Source organism: Bacillus sp. VA15, assembly GCF_055721145.1.
This window is the reverse complement of the sequence record NZ_JBVQPQ010000001.1, coordinates 373,249-390,881: the sequence shown is the minus strand read 5'-3', so window position 1 is coordinate 390,881 and position 17,633 is coordinate 373,249. Positions and strand designations below refer to the sequence as shown.

Genomic DNA, 17,633 nt, shown 5'->3' with positions numbered 1-17,633 from the left:
AGCAATCCCGCCAATCTAATTGATGGCGGGATTTTATTTTTATTACATTCCTGTCCAAACGTCTTTTACATAACGTTTTTGCGCTTGCAGCTTTTCCAGCCAATCGGCAGATTCTTCCTGACTTGCTCCTTTTTCAGCTTCATATGCCTGACGCAAAGTATTCTCCACATCAGGAGCCATTTGCGATCCATCACCGCATACGTAAATGTGAGCCCCTTTTTCAATGAGCGACATCAATTTCTGCGTATCTTGTTTGAGCAAGTGCTGGACATATCCTTTTGATTCGTTTTCGACGCGTGAGTAGCATCGGCGGATTGTCACCAAACCATCCTGTTCCGCTTGATCCAGCTCTTCTCTGTAAAGATCATCATGATCGGGGCGACGGCAGCCGAAGTATAAAAGAGCTTCACCAAGTGTGCTTCCTTCCTTCTTCAGAACAGATCTTGCCTGAATAAAGCCCCTGAATGGCGCAATTCCTGTACCCGGCCCGACCATAATCATAGGCGTTTCAGGGTCATCTGGCATCTGGAATCCGGATTGCGGCGTTCGGATGAAACAGGTTGCTGCATCACCTGTATTCAGCTCTGCTAAATAATTAGAGGCGACACCCCGGTATTCGCCTCGCCCGCTCCAGGCTGAGGCTTTAACAACGCCTACTGTCATGCTCACGATATTGGCATGGACTTTCGGAGAGCTTGAAATGGAATAATATCTCGGTTTTAGTGATGGCAAAAGTGCTAAAAACCGTTCAAACGGCATTTCGCAGGCCGGGTAATCCTCTAAAAGATCAAGCATAGTGAGACGTTTTGCCAGTACCTGCTCTTTATAAATGCCATCATCTGAAACGAGCTGTTCCAGCTCTTTTTTATGCGGCGGACAGACTGTATAAGAAGCCAGCTCCCGAAGCTGAAGCCTTGAAGCCGGGTCCTGCAGCTCCACATAGGACGCCAATAAATCCGTCAATTTGATCGGCCGATCCATCGGAAGATGAGCCATATGAGGGCCGCCGCTCATTTTCATCACATGATTGGACTGCAAATCGAATCGGCTGAGGACCCGCTGAACAAGCTTCTGGCTGTTTTTTGGCAATATGCCGATATGATCGCCTTCCTTATATGTTTTGGCGTCAGGAATCTGCAATTCAATATGGCGGGTGGAACGCGGGCTATCAGCCGTCTGGAGCTCCCGGTTCTCTAAAACGTTCCCTTCAAACGCGCCATATGCTTTGGCAAGCGGCGTTTCCGTCGCTTCACTGAGAAAAGTAATTGATAATGAAGGCCTGTCTTCTTTCTGAGCTATTTCGTTTATATGAAATGCTTCCATCGTTTCCTTCCAGAAGCGGTTTTCCCACGACTCGCGATGGCTTTCAAAATCATCGGCGGCATCGCCTTCCCCAATCGCTGTTAAACGTGATGCCCCCTTTGCTTTCATCATGTCATCTATCAGGCGGGGAATCCGCTGATACGTGCTGGCCCAGCTCCGGTTTCCGCAGCCGAATACCGCATAAGAGACACCTTTCAATTGTCCTTCCTCAAGCCCTTCCAGCCACTCTACAAAGCCTGCAGCATTATCAGGCGGCGCCCCATTATAAGAAGCCGTAACGATGACGACTGCGCCTTGTTCTGGAAGCTTGCCGATATAATCATCAAGCGGCGCCGTTTCGGCTGTAAAACCCATCTGGCGGCCGTAAGCAGCCAGTTCACCGGCTATTCCTTCTGCTGTCCCAAGATTCGAGCCGTAAAGAACGAGTAATGGTGTGCCGTGTTTAGGCTTTGTTTCTTTTGGCTTCGTTTCTGTTTTGATGTCAGCCTGTTCTTTTCTCTGTACATTGATTGCCGCTGTTTTCCGCGGTTTCACAGTAATCTTAAATTCATCCGGTTTGATCGTTAATGCCTCTTTGATTTTCAGTTCGTATCCAGTATGGTTCATCACATCAAAATGCTTTAATACAAGACCGAGAACCATTGTCGCTTCTTGGAGAGCAAACTGCATGCCAATACAAGCACGCTGCCCGTTTCCAAACGGCTTATACGCATGGTGAGGAATACGCGAAGGGTCTTCAAACCGTTCCGGACGAAAATCTTCTGCATCCTCTCCCCAAGCGTTTTGATCCCGGTGCAGTTTCGGAATCAAAACGGTGACAGGCTGCCCTTTGCTGATCGGATATTCCCCGCCTAAAACAGTATCTTCCTTGGCATAGAGAGAAAAGGCCGGAGCTGTTGGGTACAGCCTGAGTGTTTCATTTAAAATCATCCGAATGTATTTCAGCTGCTGGATTTGTCTATATTCCGGCGTGTCATCCGTTAACACGCGATCCGCTTCCTCTTGCGCTTTTTTCAGTTTTTCCGGATGTGTAAGCAGACAGTAAATCGCAAAGGAAAGCAAACCGCTTGTTGTTTCATGCCCTGCAATTAAAAACGTTATGATTTGGTATCGAATGTTTTCATCATCGAGCGTTTCACCTGTTACAGGATCTTTGGCATAAAGCATGAGTGATAAAAGATCCTTAATGTTTTCATCCGGATTCGCTTTTCGCTCCGCTATCAATCTATCGACCAGGGAGTTCATGACTTCTATATCCTTTTGGAACTGCAGCTTCGTTTTCACCATCATCTTATCTTGCAGGCCCAGTCTTTTCGATTGGTTCATCGCCTCTTTTAAGGCACGGAGCATACTGGTGATAAACGGATGCTGAGAATCACGGTAAAAGCTGTTGAAGCGATAGTTAAACCCGCATAACCCAATCGTATCAAGCGTCAGACGGGTCATGTCGTCCGCTACATCAATTTCTTCATTAGGATTAAGCCGGCTCCATTTTTGAATCAGCTGGGTTGCGATATCCAGCATCATAGAATGATAGCCTTTCATCGCTTTTTGACTGAAACTCGGCAGCAAAATGCGGTGGGCTTTTTGCCAATTCGGTTCGTGTGTCCAGCTTGTAAATAAGCCGTCTCCGCCGAATTCGCGCACCTTTAGCAAGCCTTTGCCAAGGTTTTTGTCAAAGCGGCTTTCATCACACACTTCAGCCACGAGATTGTGGCCGGATACAAAAACACTGGACACCCCTGGAAAATCGAAACGGAAAATCGGCCCCAATTCATCGGCTATCCGCCATAAGGATTGAGAAAGCTGCTCTTTTTCCAGATGCGGAAGATTTTTTAAAGGTCCGTATGTTTTGGGCTGAGGTATTGCACTTGCCTGTTTCATTAATACATCTTCCTTTCCTAATTTTGTGATGAATGAAGCTTAATGGCGTCCCAGCAGCATTGTTCCAATTCAGTAATTAAATCCATGTCCATCTCTATATCACCCGTTTGGACGAGTTGATATATCTTGAGAAATGCCCCTAACACAATCGCAATTAACACATTAGAGGGCAGGCTGCGAATTACACCTTCTGCTTTTCCCTTATTAAAATAGTCATCAAGCATATGAGTCAGATTTTCTATCATTTTTCTGCTTGTGTCATTTAAGTAATGAGCGTTTTTTTTCGTTTCAAGAAAAAAAAGCGCATAGTCACTCTCTTTCGTAAATTGAACGAGACAGCAAAATACGTGGTGGAAGCCTTCTCTGACAGGCAATTCCGAAAAATCTTGCTTCAGCTTTTCCGTAAAGCGCTGGATGCTTTCCTGAAACAATACGTTGACGAGTGTTTCTTTGCTGTCAAAATAACGATAGATCGTTCCTGTTCCCACATGAGCTCGTTCAGCTATCATAGGGATAGTGGTAGCATTAAATCCCCTTTCCGTAAAAAGTGAGACCGACGCTTTCATAATCATGTCGTATTTACTGCTGGATGCGGATAACATGTAATGTTACAACCTCCGATTTGTTACGGAATGAATATTCATTCCGCTTGTTCATAATGAATGCCCGATCTGTCTGATATCACCTCTTTACCCTTTCTTATGTTATCAGTTTATATGAAAAAAACTTTTTTTAATATAAAGTATATGCAAAAAATAAAAAATTAAGAAAATATACCCAAATCCCCATATAAGGGCTCTGGATATATTTCCCGAGAAATGATTTTATTTAACAGCCACAATGCAAAGACAGGAATCACGCCTAATGACAGAAAGATCCCTGAAATGCTGGTCTTTCAGCAGTTGAATATACATTTTCTCTTTTACATCAGTATTTGTATCAATACTGATGTAAAATCGGCCATCAATTTGAAGCACCCGGTAAATTTCTCTTAATGCAAGCCTAATATCAGTGCAGCTCTGAACCGTATGTAAGGAAAACACTTTATTAAAGGTACGGTCATCAAAGGGAATGTTCTCCGGATAGCCATGAAAAAGCTCCCCTTTTCCGATGTTTTTTCGATTCGCGCGTGATATTTGCCTTACCTTTCGCTTTGATGGGTCAATGCTTTTTAAGCTTCCCTTTTCCAGTTTCTCGGTTATGCTCTTAAAGACAGTGCCTTTTCCGACTCCAATTTCTAAAATTCTGTCATTTTCTTGTATGTCTATAGAGTCAATCATCATATGCTCAATTGTTTTGGTTTGCTTATATTTCCGAGAAAATAATTTCAAAAGATTCGATCGTTTATAGAGTCTATTTTCTAGCATTTTAAACACCTGCTTTTGGTTTCCTATGTTTATTTATTATATTCGAAAAATAAACATCACCTTCATTTCTAAATGGGAATGAAGATATCAACTAGACGGCAATGTGTTTAAAAATGTTTCAATGGAACTGAACTTTTTCATTTTAATCCGCAAAAAAAAGCAGAAAACAAAATGTTTTCTGCCCTCTTTCTAGTGCCAATGATAAGGGAATACATACAGCCTATGCTGCTGCATGGCCATCAGCCTCTGCTGACGGAATGGATTTCCATAACCATGTTTGAAGGAATGCGGCATGGACGCATAACCATGGCCTATCGACGGCAGCCTTTTTTGATAATCGTTCATCATGCCATCACCTGCCTTACCGTAACGTTGATTTATCATATGCAGGCCGGCATTTTCTTGACAGCTGTTTCGCTAAACTTGGTCCTTCTCCATTGTATAATGCATCAATAATTCCATTCTAAGCATATGTCATCTCCTCCTTCAGCTTTTCATTGCTTTTAGCGCCAGTTTGTTAAATAAAGATGCTTTAACTGAGACTCTTTCATTTCATCATAAATCTGCTCAATCTGCTGTTCTCGTTCGAATTCTTCCGGGCTTTTAAACCGTTTGTTAATCGTTAACGTTAAAAAGAATAGGTTAATCGTCATATCGCTCACCCCCTTCCAAAGTCCGCTTCAAGCGAAATAACCCGCGGCATCAGTCCTTCTGCCGCGGGCAAATAAAAACCGCAGACAAAAGAAGACACCAATGCCTCTACTGCCTGCGGGGAGTTGCGTATGTCCGACTAATTCCGATTTAATGCGTGCGATAAGCATCGGTTAAGGAAGGACACGAACTCTTCCACAGGCTGAATGAACCATGAACTTTTACTTGTGCATCACGTACAGGTTGACGTCGTTGTCTCATTGTCATTTTGTTCAGCCTCCTTTGCTTTTTTCTTACTTTGTAAGTATATCCACTAAATTCCATTTTGTAAACATCTTTTTCTAAAAATGGACGGAAATTGTGCAAATCATCGAATAGATTTATCCTTTGGTCATGATACCTGCTTCATTTCTTTTCTGGAGCGGTCTTTCTTATGATATGCGATAAAGTAAATGAGACCGACAAATACCGCTCCGCCGATGACATTGCCGATAAAAGCCGGAATGATGTTTCCGATAAACTGCCCCCACGTGAACGAGCCAGCAAAAATGGCAGCGGGAATCACAAACATGTTGGCGACAACGTGCTGAAATCCGATTGCCACAAAAGCCATTATTGGGAACCAGATGCCAAGAATTTTTCCTGCTCCGTCTTGAGCGCCGAAAGAAAGCCAAACGGCAAGACATACAAGCCAGTTACAGCCGATGCCGGAAACGAGAACCTTGCCGAAGCTCATATCGAGCTTTCCTTGTGCAACGGCGATTGTTTTTTCTAAATAAGGGCCTGTTTCAGTCAATCCAACCAAATGCCCGAAAAAGTAAGCAACAAATAATGCGCCGATTAAGTTCATAATTGTGACGATTCCCCAGTTAACCGCCAATTCTTTTACTGATATTTTTCTCGAAAATAAAGCCATCGCAACGGACATCATATTTCCTGTGATCAGTTCAGCGCCAGCGAGAACCACAAGGATCAGACCGACGGGAAATACTGCAGCCCCGATCAAGCTGGACAGGCTTCCCCATTCTTTCGGCAGGTCGCCGATCACCCTGATATCAAGCAAGTACCCAAGCGCGATAAATGCGCCTCCTAAAAACCCCAGCACAAGCAGAGACGGCAGCGGAAGCTTTATTTTTTTCACCCCTGCTTCAATTGCTGCATCTGCTATTTCATCCGGTTTCCGAAAAGCCATACTAAAACGCCTCCATTATTTCTTCTTTTCTCACAGTTTTGGCAGAAAGGCAATAAAAAAGGCAGCACTCAAATAACCTGTGTAAAACCAGGCGTTTGAATGCTGCCTAACTTGTATGCATACCCATACAACAATATCAAGCAGAATTAAGATATTGAAAGAGAATATATACAGTTCGTGCATACAATCCCATTGCTTTTTGCCTTCTATAACTGTAGCAACATCATATCAAATGTGACAAATTTGTGTCAATGATAAATATGCTAGCTTTGCAGAGCTTCTTTTTGATCATCTATTTTTTTGTCAAAGACAAACACAGATACAGCGATATTTTCCTCAATTTTAATATCAGAAAACAAATGGACAAGCTTAGCCCCCATCAGTTCCTCCATTCCTTCCGGCGTTTGTTTGGAATAAAGATCTTGAATCAGGCTTGTCCGGGCCGCATGTACCATTTCTCTTCCTTCAGGCGTGCGGGCGATAAACTGCTCGCTTGCACTCAGATTTCCGTACAGTGTTGAGACTGCCATGTTTTCTACAAATACAGTATGAATCCGTTCAGGCCCTTTTCCGAACAATTCTTTGCGAAGTTTTCGAATAATATCATTGAACTCATGAATTTTTTTAGACATGCTGATTACCCCTTCCGATACTGCCTCATCAGGCTTTTCCCGGTTCCCCTCAGGACATTTCACTTGGTTAAAATTTTCCTGATATATTGTATTATAATAAATATCACTTTATAATAAAAGCAGTGTTGATGGATTTGTAATAAGATCTTGTTATGAGTCTATCGGTTTATAAAAATCAAGGATTGGTCTGTTAGTAAGACTTGCTAGTGAACTATTCCGCCATGTGTGTTTACACCTTCTTAGAATTAAGGACAGGTGTATCTATACATGGCTTTTTTTGACTTCTTGAAAGAAAGATGGAGGGGAATATGAATATGATGGACGTTAAGTCGATCAGTGTCCGTGTTGACGGAACAGAAATTCAAGCACGAGCAGGGGCCACAATTTTAGATATTTTAAATGAAAACGGAATTGAGTACCCACAGATTTGCCACGTTCCAGAGGTTGACCCAATTCAAACTTGTGATACTTGCATTGTAGAGGCAAACGGCAAACTGGTTCGTTCATGCTCTACGGTCGCAGAAAATGGAATGTCAATTGATCTTTCCGGAAATCGGGTGAAAGAAGCACAAACCGAAGCGATGGACCGCCTTCTTGAAAATCACTTGCTGTATTGTACGGTTTGCGATAACAACAATGGGAACTGTACGCTGCATAATACAGCGGAAATGATGGGGATCGAGCATCAAAAATACCCATACACGCCAAAAGAAGATCCGTCTTGCGCGGTTGACATGTCTCACCCGTTTTACCGCTATGATCCAAACCAATGTATTGCCTGCGGCCAGTGTGTTGAGGTGTGTCAAAACCTTCAGGTAAATGAAACACTCTCAATCGACTGGGAACGCGAACGTCCTCGCGTGATTTGGGATGAGGGAGTTTCGATCAATGAATCTTCTTGTGTCAGCTGCGGCCAGTGTGTCACAGTGTGCCCATGTAATGCGCTGATGGAAAAATCAATGCTCGGGCAGGCAGGCTTTATGACAGGCATCAAAGAGGATGTCATGGAACCGATGATTGACCTCGTGAAAAACGTTGAACCTGATTACGGCAGCATTTTTGCCATTTCTGAAGTCGAGGCGGCAATGCGTGAAACGAGAACGAAAAAAACCAAAACTGTATGTACGTTCTGCGGTGTCGGATGTTCTTTTGAAGTATGGACAAAAGGACGGGATATTTTAAAGATCCAGCCTGTTTCTGACGCTCCGGTTAACGCGATTTCTACATGTGTCAAAGGGAAATTCGGCTGGGATTTCGTCAATTCTGAAGAGCGGATCACAAAGCCTTTAATCCGTAAAAACGGGGCATTTGTGGAATCTTCTTGGGAAGAAGCCCTCGATCTTGTTGCAAGCAGATTAGGCTCGATTAAAGAGCAGTATGGCAATGGATCTGTTGGGTTTATTTCTTCTTCTAAAATTACGAATGAAGAAAACTATGTCATTCAAAAATTAGCGCGTCAGGTATTTGAAACAAACAACGTCGATAACTGCTCACGCTACTGCCAGTCTCCTGCTACCGACGGATTGTTCCGCACTGTCGGCATGGGCGGTGACGCCGGCACGATTAAAGATATTGCCAAGGCCGGTCTCGTCATCATTGTCGGCGCCAATCCGGCGGAAGGACATCCGGTGCTTGCAACACGTGTCAAACGGGCGCACAAGCTCCACGGTCAAAAACTGATCGTTGCCGACTTGCGCAAAAATGAGATGGCTGAGCGGTCTGATCTATTCATCAGCCCTAAACAAGGAACAGACCAAGTTTGGCTGATGGCTGTTACGAAATATATGATCGACCAAGGCTGGCACGATCAGGCGTTTATTGATGAGAACGTGAATTACTTTGAAGATTATAAAGAAACGCTTAAAACCTATACGCTTGATTATGCGGAACGCATCACAGGCCTTTCTAAAGAAAACATCATTCGAATTGCCGAAATGATTCGTGACGCTGATGGAACTTGTGTCCTTTGGGGAATGGGTGTCACACAAAATACAGGCGGTTCTGATACGTCAGCAGCGATTTCAAACCTGCTTCTTGCTACGGGCAACTATCGCCGTCCGGGTGCCGGCGCTTATCCTCTGCGCGGACACAATAACGTACAAGGCGCTTGCGATATGGGAACACTGCCTGGCTGGCTGCCTGGATATCAGCATATAACAGATGACAAAGCCCGCGCTAAATTTGAAGAGGCTTATGGTGTCGAGATTGATGGAAAGCCTGGTTTAGATAATATTCAAATGCTTCATTCCATTGAAGAAGGAAAAATGAAAGCAATGTATCTTGTCGGTGAGGATATGGCACTTGTCGATTCAAATGCGAACCATGTGCATGATATTTTATCAAGCCTTGATTTCTTCGTGGTTCAGGATATCTTCTTGTCAAGAACAGCTCAATATGCTGATGTCGTCTTGCCGGCTACTCCTTCACTTGAGAAAGACGGAACATTTACCAATACTGAACGCCGCGTGCAGCGATTATATCAGGCGCTGCCGACACTTGGTGACGCGAAACCGGATTGGTGGATCATTCAAGAGGTGGCAAACCGCTTAGGAGCGAACTGGAATTACAGCCATCCAAGTGACATTTTCTCAGAAATGGCGAGCCTTTCTCCTCTGTTTGCCAAAGCAAGCTATGAGGTGCTTGAAGGCTGGAACAGCTTCCTATGGGGCAGCTACTCAGGTGAAAGCACACCGCTTCTGTATGAAGACGGATTTAATTTCCCTGACAAAAAAGCCCGCTTTGCCCTTTCTGATTGGACTGAGCCAGCGGCATTTCCGGAAGAATACGATCTTCATATCAATAACGGCCGGATGCTGGAGCATTTCCACGAAGGAAACATGACAAATAAATCGAAAGGCATTCAAGCAAAAGTGCCGAATGTATTTGTTGAAATCTCGCCTGAGCTTGCACAGGAGCGGGGTGTTTGTGACGGTTCGCTTGTACGGCTCGTTTCTCCGTTCGGAGCAGTCAAATTAAACGCGCTGATCACAGACCGTGTGCGGAAAAATGAACTTTATCTGCCAATGAACTCAACAGACAAAGAGTCAGCGATTAACTTCCTGACGGGGCCTGCAGCTGATAAACGGACGAACACGCCTGCTTATAAACAGACGAAGGTCCGCATGGAGGTGCTTGGAGGCTGCGAAACAGCGCCGCTTCCGAAAACAAATCCGCGGAACAAAAAACGGCACCCGCAAAACGGGGTCGAAGCAGAAAGAAAATGGAACCGTCCGGGCTATGTCCATCTGACTGATTAAACGAAAGGAGGAAAACGAATGGCCACTCCGATTACGACGATCAAAAAAGAAACAAAAACAGCAGAACAAATCAAGCTTGAAAAAATAGAAGAGCTGAAAGAGCTGCTGGCGGAAAATGAGGATGCCGTCTCTAAAACGATGACGTTAATGAATGAACTGAATGAACTTGGAATTTTTGATGCGGCAACAAGCATGCTGAGAGCGAAAGAAGACATCGCCAAGATTGCGCTTGGCCAGGTTTCGCGTGAGCCCGTCACCAATCTCATCAACACGATGATGGCCGCCGGAGGCGCATTAACAAAAGCAGATCCTGAGTTCACAGGAAAGCTTTTAGAAAGCGTGATGGCTGGAACTGAACAGGCGCAAAGCTTTTTAAAAGAAGACAAGAAAGTAGGAATTCTTGACCTTTTAAAAGCCATGAACGATCCTGATATCAACAGAGCCGTCGGCTTCGGCCTTCAGTTTTTAAAAGGCATGGGAAAAGAACTGCAAGAAAAATAATAAAAAAACAGCCATCGCTGAGTTGATGGCTGTTTTTTATTCGTCGGCTTCTTCCAAACGCTTCTTGTAAATCAATGAACGATCAACGCAAAAGAAGGCACCTGCTAAAAACACGCAATCCACCAAAAACATCATCGATTTCTGGCCTAACGTTAAGCCTTGATCGGGAAGAACTGCGCCTATATATAAAAAAGTGCTGACTGCAAGCAATGTAAAAGCAAAATGCTTGTAGTCTTCTTTTAAAGATTTCATTCTATTTTTATTCAAAAGAATCACCTGCCAGATTCATAGTATACGACTATTATAATATAATCTGGCAGCTTACAGAGAAAGTAATTCTATCCATTTGTTATATATTTTCAAGCGCCTGCTCAATATCTTCCAGCAAATCCTCCGCATCTTCAATTCCTACAGAAATTCTAATCAATCCGTCCGTAATGCCTAATTCAAGCCTGCGCTCTCTCGGAATAGAGGCATGTGTCATTCTTGCCGGAACAGAAATTAAGCTTTCTACCGCGCCCAGGCTTTCAGCAATGGTAAACAGTTTCAGATTCCCTAAAAATGCATCAACCCGCTCTTCACTGCCGATATCAAAGGAGATCATGCCACCGAAGCCAGACCCTTGTGTTTTTGCCAGCTCATGTCCGGGATGATTTGAAGAACCAGGATAATATAACGTTTGGACACCAGGATGATTCTCCAGAAAACTTGCGATTTTCCGCGCATTTTGATCGATCGCTTCCATTCTGAGTCCCAATGTTTTGATTCCTCTCATTAACAGCCAGGAATCTTGAGGGCCAAGGACGCCGCCTGTGGAGTTTTGCACAAAATGCAGCTCTTCTCCAAGCTCTTTCGAAGCTGTCACAACTAAACCGCCGACGACGTCACTGTGTCCGCCAAGATATTTTGTCGCACTGTGAAGCACGATATCAGCTCCTAAAGTAAGCGGCTGCTGAAAATAAGGAGTGTTAAAGGTATTGTCGACGATAAGCAGAACACCCGCTTTTTTTGCGATATCAGCCATGAGCGCCAAGTCGGTGATTTTGAGCAGCGGGTTTGTCGGTGTCTCAATATAAATGGCTTTTGTGTTTGGGCGAATCGCTTTTTCAACTTCTTCTCTGCTGCTTGTATCGACAAATGTTGATTCAATGCCAAGACGATTAAGTACCTTTGTCATCACGCGGTATGTTCCGCCATACACATCATCAGTCAACACGACATGATCTCCGCTGTTAAACAGCATCATAACCGCTGTAATAGCAGCCATTCCAGAACTGAACGCATAGCCTGCTTCCCCGCCTTCCAGCTCTGTCACAAGTGCTTCGAGAGCGGACCTTGTCGGATTGGCCGTTCTTGAATACTCATAGCCGGTATGCTGCCCTGCTTTCGGCTGCTTGTACGTGCTTACTTGATAAATAGGCACGGACACTGCGCCTGTTTTCTCATCACCTGTGATTCCCCCATGAATCATCAATGTTTTTTTCTTCATATCAGATGCCTCCTTCGTATATTTGTTTGCTGATATATCGATCACTGCTGTCAGGAAATACGGTGACAATGTTTGTTCCTGCGGATGCTTTTTTCGCTTCCTCCAATGCTGCATAAAGCGCTGCACCTGAAGAGCTTCCGATCAGCAGACCTTCTTTTTCTGCCGCTTCTTTCACAAGTCTAAACGCATTCTCATCTGTTACGGTGTAGATCTCATCAAAATGGCTCTCATTCATATAATCGGGGATGAACTCCATGCCGATGCCTTCTGTTTTATGAGCGTGTGGCTCTCCGCCATTTAAAATGGAGCCCTCTGGTTCAACAATCACTGTTTTGACTGCTGGATGTTTTTCTTTTAAGAAGGAAGCAGTTCCTGCGAATGTGCCCCCTGATCCTGCCCCTGCGACAAACGTATGAATATTGCCGTCAAGCGCTTCCCATATTTCAGGTCCAAGCGTCTTGTAGTAAGTCGATGGATTTACTTGGTTTTTAAATTGCAAAACGCAATAAGAATTTTCAATTTCTGTCTCCAGCTGAATGGCTTTTTGAATGGCTCCCTGCATTCCGTCTTGACGCGGTGTATGGATAATTGATGATCCAAGCGCTTGCATAATTTGCTGCTTCTCTGTGCTGAAATGTTCAGGGACACAGAAAATCGCTTTTAACCCATATTTTCTGGCACTCAGCGCAAGGCCGATCCCTGTATTGCCTGCCGTGGCTTCTATAATCACTCCGCCGGGCTTCACCTTTCCCGACTCCAGGGCGTCACGGATCAGCATATCTCCCAGTCTGTCTTTGATGCTTCCACCGGGATTCATCATTTCAAGCTTGGCATACACTGCGACTCCTTCAGGGACATCAAAGTTCTTCAGGCGGAGAAGCGGTGTGTTCCCAATCAGCTCGGTAATGTCCGTAATAACAGTCATATATGTCCTCCTCCTTGATAGAGGTTGTTTTTAGGGAAAACGGAGGAGAATTCTCCCCCGTTTTTAATGAATTCGTTTGATCACTTTTAACACAAGCTCTGTTGAATTGACAGCCGCCTGCTCTAAAAATTGGTCAAATGATACATGTGATTCTTTTCCTGCGATATCAGATAACGCTCTGATGACGACAAACGGCGTTTTAAATTGATGGCACACTTGAGCTACTGCCGCAGCCTCCATTTCAACCGCGTACAGATCAGAAAATCTCGCACGCACCTCTTCAACCCGCTTTGGATCGTTCATGAAAGAATCGCCTGTTGCGATCGTTCCTTTTGCGACCTGAATGCCGTCTAGTTCAGAAATTGCTTCTTCAGTGATGCTGATCAGCTTTTCATCTGCCGCATAAGCAGCAGGAAGACCCGGAACCTGACCGTATTCATAATCAAAGGCTGTTACATCTACATCATGGTGGCGAACATCAGTAGAAATAACGACGTCTCCTACATTCAGTGTATGATGAAATCCGCCCGCTGAGCCTGTGTTAATGACATAATCAGGCTTGTAACGGTCAAGCAGAAGCGTTGTGCTGATGGCAGCATTTACTTTTCCAATTCCTGATTTTAAAAGAATCACTTCGGTTCCTTCATATTCGCCTGTTGTAAATTCACAGTGTGCGATTGTTTCTGTTTTTGCATTTTCAAGTTTGCTTCTTAGGATGGTAACTTCCTCTTCCATTGCTCCGATGACTGCTAGTTTCATCTATTCACATTCCCTTCACTTTACCGTTTGATCGCCTCCATTATCCACACGAAGTCGTTTTGCTGAGTGAATTGGACTGCAAAACCTTCAGCTGTAAACATCGCTTTCAACGCATCCAATGTAGGATAATGCTCCGTCTCTAAATCATTTGCCAGCTGATAGAAGCCTTGAGAACGGGCTTTATCAATAGCCTGTTGATATGCTTGCACATCTTCAAAGACGGTATCGGCAAACACTATTCTATCATGCAAGTGAAGGTATTTGCCATATTGCTTTATGGCAGCCCGCTTTTCTTCGTCGGTCAAGTGATGAAAAGCATATGAACTGACAATTGTGTCAGCATGAAATGGCGGTTCAGGAAATGCCAGGAAGTCCCCGTCAACGATTTCCGCCCTGCCTGAAAGCTTGTCAGAAGCCAATTTGCGCATTGCGGGAGACGGTTCAATTCCAAATACAGATTTGCCCGCCTCCAGCAGCTTGGCTGTCAAATTCCCCGTCCCCGGGCCAAATTCTAACACATGCGTTCCAGACCTGCTGACGATGGCATCAAGGATATCATCGTAGCCTCTGAACGCTTCTTTATACTGAATATCAAAACCTTGTACTGTTTGGTCATAAGTTGCTGCCCAGTCTTCAAAGAGAGGGATAAATTCACGCCCCATATTTGTCACACTCCATATTTTATAATTCCTATATGCATACTATGAATTAATGATGGAACAGTTCCTATAATACCACATCTTCTGGAAAGCAGGTACTAAAACACTTTGTGTATTTTATGCCATCTATATTGCGCGTTTACCGCAAAAAAGCTTATACTTCATATGACTTGTGAAAGCTGGAGGGTCGAGAGATGAATTTTCAATTAGATTTGATAAAAGACAAAGTGGAATTTTTTGAAGCGGCTTCATTGCAGGAGCTTGAAAAGAAAATCAATACACAAATTGAAAACAATAAAGCCATCATGCTCCGGGTGAAATCTGTATCACACCAAACTGCTGTGGCAGACGGAAGAATATTGTACAGCGCGGTTGTTCATTTCGCAGCTGAGGCCTAAAACAAAAGCAGCCGGCTCTTAACCGGCTGCTTTTGTTTATTTTAGTTTTTCTACTTTTGTCGGCTTCCAGCCTTTTTCATCAACCCATGTAATCGTGACTTGATATTTATCCCCAGTCGTCTTGTCTAAAATCTTGCCTTTGGCATCCTGAGGGCTGCCGTTGTTTCCGAGCCAGAGCACCGTCATGTGATCTGTTGAAACACCAGTTGCATATGAAATGGCTTTTAGCATCTCAGCCCAGTCTTGTGAGCTTGAGTCATAAGTGGCGGCGTGTTCGCCCGTCTGCTCAGTTCCAACTGCTTTCCAGTCAGGATTTTCATACGTTTTTTCCACGTCGCTTGATGAGCCGCCTTCAGTAACTTTTGCGTCTTTAAGCGGGTCATCTGAATCTGAGCTTGAGTCTGAATCAGAATCATCACTTTTAGAAGAAGAATCATCTTTTTTGGAATCTGAGTCAGAAGATTTCTCAGAATCCTTTTCGCTGTCAGATGTATCTTTCTTGCTGTCTTTTATATCTTCGTCCGATTTCTTTTCCGTCTTTCCTGAAGCCGGAGATTCCTGTTTTTGCGCTGTTTCAGAATCCTTGCTGACATCTTTGCTAGAAGGACTGTTAATGAAGAGATTAGCTGCTACTACGACAATTAGTATGGATACGATTGCGATTAAAATGTTAAGCACTAAATTAGCTTTCCTGCGCTTATCACGGTTTTCATAACGAGATTGATTATTGCTCAATAATTCTGCACTCCTTTATCCCTCTTGGCTCAGCATATATTTTACCATGTGCTGAGAAGTTGTTCTATTTCTTATTGATTTCAATTTCGTGTACTTTTTTAACAATATCATAAAACACCGAATTTGTCAGAGCCTTATCCCCCGGCGTATCCATGTGTAATACGACAAGAGCGTATTTCGGCTTATCCGCCGGAAAATATCCGGCAAACCATTTTTCATAGAGTGTTTCTTTCTCTTTTGAAAGCTTGCCTGTCTGGGCTGTGCCTGACTTCCCTGCTACAGTATACGGAAGATCCTGAAACCTTCTGCCCGTTCCGGAAGGAGATTCCACCACCCGCCGCAGCATTTTTTGAAGCTGCTGTGCCGTATATTTATCTATCGTTTCTCCTTTGAGCTTTTGATCTTTAAACTTAACGAGTGTTGTGCCGTTTTTATATTCAATTTGTTCAGCGATTTTCACCTGCCGCTTGTCTCCGCCGCGGGCGATTGTCGCCATCATATTGGCTACCTCGAGTGGCGTTACCCTTACATTTTTCTGCCCGATCGCTGTTTGCGCAATGGCTTTTTTGACTGATTTGTCTTTTTCATCCCCCCAAATCACGCCGCTTTTTTCGTTATACAACTGGCGGAAATCTGTTTCGTGATACAGTTTTCCTTCCCAGCCTGCCCGATCAGTGAGAGCCAGCTTTTCGGACATGTCTTCAATAACCGAGCTGTCTTTTTTCATTAATTGTTCTGCAAGACTCGTAAATGTGTAATTGCAGCTTTGGGCAAAACTTTCATCAAAAGACAAGGTTCCTTTGTCGTCGCCCGGTTCCCTGTACAGGTTTAAATTACAATTAAAGGTTTGGCTCGGCTTCACCGTATCATTTTCGATCGCAGCTGCGGCAATGACTGTTTTAAAAACAGAACCGGGATAGATTGGCGTCAGCATATAATTTTGAAGCGTGTTTTGCCGTGAGACATCGGCATCCGGTTTGCTTACAATTCCCAGAACGCTGCTATTTTCGATGTCCAGCAGCACAGCTCCTCCTTTTTTCAGCCCCTGTTCATCCAATACCTCCTCCATCGCTTTTTGAATGCTTTGATCGATCGTTGTTTTGATCTGGAGCGGATAAAATGTATTGGCTTCAGCTGTATATTTGACGTCCATGCCAAACAAAGGGTTTCCTTTTCCGTCCACATGATATAAAAGCTTTGTGTCTTGTTCCGGAAGCAAAAACTCATCAAATGTCCGTTCTAAACCGGTTGTACCGATTTTTGTTGTAATCGGAAGGTTCTCCATATCAGGATATTTCTTGCGGAGAAGCGCCGGATCTTGATTCGTGCTCCCTATTGTATGTGAAGCAAGGCTGGGCTTGTCTTCATTCTCCATATATACGCCGTAAACGCCGGGATATTTCAAAGAATTGATTTTTGTGATGGATTGTTTCGAAAGTGTTTTGATTTTCTTTTGTTGCAAAATGACCGGTTTTTTCGCTTTTGCGAGTGTCTGGTGCAGTTCATCTTCAGACATGCCGAGGATGTCCGCAACCTTTTTGATCGGCCAATCCTGCGTCAGCAGAAAAGGAAACAAAACAACCGCAGGCTCGCTTTGGCCGGTCAGCGCCTGCCCGTTTCGATCTAAAAAGGAGCCTCTTCCGTCAGAAATGAGCACTTCCTCCGTCCGCTGTTTCACGCTTTCCTGGATCAAATTGATTTTCTTTTTTGAAAATGATTCTGTGAAAAACAGCTGGATTTCCGCCAGCCTTAGCAGAAGCAGAAAAAACACGATCAAAAAAGCAATGACTGCCAGCTTCATTCGTTTCGATATCTTCATAAAAAAACACCTCACCCACATTGTGGACGAGGTGTTTCTTTG

Annotated in this window: 17 protein-coding genes; 3 read left to right on the top strand and 14 right to left on the bottom strand. The window is 44.0% G+C overall.

What is annotated here, in order from left to right:
• Positions 1-42: 42 nt before the first annotated feature.
• From cypB to AC0DBE_RS01965, 7 genes are all read right to left on the bottom strand, one after another.
• Positions 43-3,207, bottom strand: coding sequence for a bifunctional cytochrome P450/NADPH--P450 reductase CypB (gene cypB / locus AC0DBE_RS01995; RefSeq protein WP_472960893.1), 3,165 nt, complete (start codon positions 3,205-3,207; stop codon positions 43-45).
• 17 nt (positions 3,208-3,224) lie between these two features.
• Positions 3,225-3,809 (bottom strand): transcriptional regulator FatR, encoded by a 585-nt coding sequence (gene fatR, locus AC0DBE_RS01990; RefSeq protein WP_041521019.1) that lies wholly within the window; start codon positions 3,807-3,809, stop codon positions 3,225-3,227.
• A 222-nt stretch (positions 3,810-4,031) separates the two neighbouring features.
• Positions 4,032-4,574: a class I SAM-dependent methyltransferase gene (locus AC0DBE_RS01985; protein ID WP_061186650.1), complete on the bottom strand. Its 543-nt coding sequence runs from the start codon at positions 4,572-4,574 to the stop codon at positions 4,032-4,034.
• Between the two features lie 189 nt (positions 4,575-4,763).
• The gene (locus AC0DBE_RS01980; RefSeq protein ID WP_014114589.1) at positions 4,764-4,922 is read right to left on the bottom strand and encodes a hypothetical protein; all 159 of its coding nucleotides are present in this window, start codon (positions 4,920-4,922) and stop codon (positions 4,764-4,766) included.
• Positions 4,923-5,077: 155 nt separating this feature from the next.
• On the bottom strand, positions 5,078-5,227 hold the full coding sequence (locus tag AC0DBE_RS01975) for a YrzI family small protein (RefSeq protein WP_003237348.1): 150 nt from the start codon (positions 5,225-5,227) through the stop codon (positions 5,078-5,080).
• Positions 5,228-5,616: 389 nt separating this feature from the next.
• The gene (locus AC0DBE_RS01970) at positions 5,617-6,417 is read right to left on the bottom strand and encodes a formate/nitrite transporter family protein (RefSeq protein ID WP_003225944.1); all 801 of its coding nucleotides are present in this window, start codon (positions 6,415-6,417) and stop codon (positions 5,617-5,619) included.
• Between the two features lie 263 nt (positions 6,418-6,680).
• Positions 6,681-7,049 (bottom strand): Na-translocating system protein MpsC family protein, encoded by a 369-nt coding sequence (locus AC0DBE_RS01965; protein WP_003237353.1) that lies wholly within the window; start codon positions 7,047-7,049, stop codon positions 6,681-6,683.
• 314 nt (positions 7,050-7,363) lie between these two features.
• Here AC0DBE_RS01965 and fdhF point away from each other — a divergent pair, with 314 nt between their 5' ends.
• Positions 7,364-10,306, top strand: a complete 2,943-nt coding sequence (fdhF, locus tag AC0DBE_RS01960; RefSeq protein WP_072182157.1) for a formate dehydrogenase subunit alpha — start codon at positions 7,364-7,366, stop codon at positions 10,304-10,306.
• An 18-nt stretch (positions 10,307-10,324) separates the two neighbouring features.
• Entirely contained in the window at positions 10,325-10,807 is a 483-nt protein-coding gene (locus tag AC0DBE_RS01955; protein WP_003225938.1) for a helical membrane plugin domain-containing protein, read from the top strand.
• A 36-nt stretch (positions 10,808-10,843) separates the two neighbouring features.
• Here the strand turns inward: AC0DBE_RS01955 and AC0DBE_RS01950 are convergent, their stop codons facing one another.
• From AC0DBE_RS01950 to AC0DBE_RS01930, 5 genes are all read right to left on the bottom strand, one after another.
• Positions 10,844-11,074, bottom strand: a complete 231-nt coding sequence (locus AC0DBE_RS01950; RefSeq protein ID WP_472960890.1) for a YrhC family protein — start codon at positions 11,072-11,074, stop codon at positions 10,844-10,846.
• An 82-nt stretch (positions 11,075-11,156) separates the two neighbouring features.
• Positions 11,157-12,296, bottom strand: a complete 1,140-nt coding sequence (locus tag AC0DBE_RS01945; protein WP_014114592.1) for a bifunctional cystathionine gamma-lyase/homocysteine desulfhydrase — start codon at positions 12,294-12,296, stop codon at positions 11,157-11,159.
• A gap of 1 nt (position 12,297) precedes the next feature.
• Entirely contained in the window at positions 12,298-13,221 is a 924-nt protein-coding gene (locus AC0DBE_RS01940; protein ID WP_072566612.1) for an O-acetylserine dependent cystathionine beta-synthase, read from the bottom strand.
• 63 nt (positions 13,222-13,284) lie between these two features.
• Complete coding sequence (gene mtnN / locus AC0DBE_RS01935) at positions 13,285-13,980, bottom strand: 5'-methylthioadenosine/S-adenosylhomocysteine nucleosidase (RefSeq protein WP_061186654.1); 696 nt, start codon at positions 13,978-13,980, stop codon at positions 13,285-13,287.
• Between the two features lie 20 nt (positions 13,981-14,000).
• A complete protein-coding gene (locus tag AC0DBE_RS01930; protein ID WP_072566613.1) occupies positions 14,001-14,642 on the bottom strand; it encodes a class I SAM-dependent DNA methyltransferase in 642 nt (213 codons plus the stop codon).
• Between the two features lie 191 nt (positions 14,643-14,833).
• Here AC0DBE_RS01930 and AC0DBE_RS01925 point away from each other — a divergent pair, with 191 nt between their 5' ends.
• Positions 14,834-15,037: a YrzA family protein gene (locus AC0DBE_RS01925; RefSeq protein ID WP_003225924.1), complete on the top strand. Its 204-nt coding sequence runs from the start codon at positions 14,834-14,836 to the stop codon at positions 15,035-15,037.
• A gap of 36 nt (positions 15,038-15,073) precedes the next feature.
• Here the strand turns inward: AC0DBE_RS01925 and AC0DBE_RS01920 are convergent, their stop codons facing one another.
• Both AC0DBE_RS01920 and AC0DBE_RS01915 read right to left on the bottom strand, forming a co-directional pair.
• Positions 15,074-15,772 carry a YrrS family protein gene (locus tag AC0DBE_RS01920; RefSeq protein WP_003225922.1) on the bottom strand — a complete coding sequence of 233 codons (699 nt, stop codon included), beginning with the start codon at positions 15,770-15,772 and terminating at the stop codon, positions 15,074-15,076.
• A gap of 64 nt (positions 15,773-15,836) precedes the next feature.
• Positions 15,837-17,591 (bottom strand): peptidoglycan D,D-transpeptidase FtsI family protein, encoded by a 1,755-nt coding sequence (locus AC0DBE_RS01915; RefSeq protein ID WP_472960889.1) that lies wholly within the window; start codon positions 17,589-17,591, stop codon positions 15,837-15,839.
• Between the last annotated feature and the right edge of the window lie 42 nt (positions 17,592-17,633).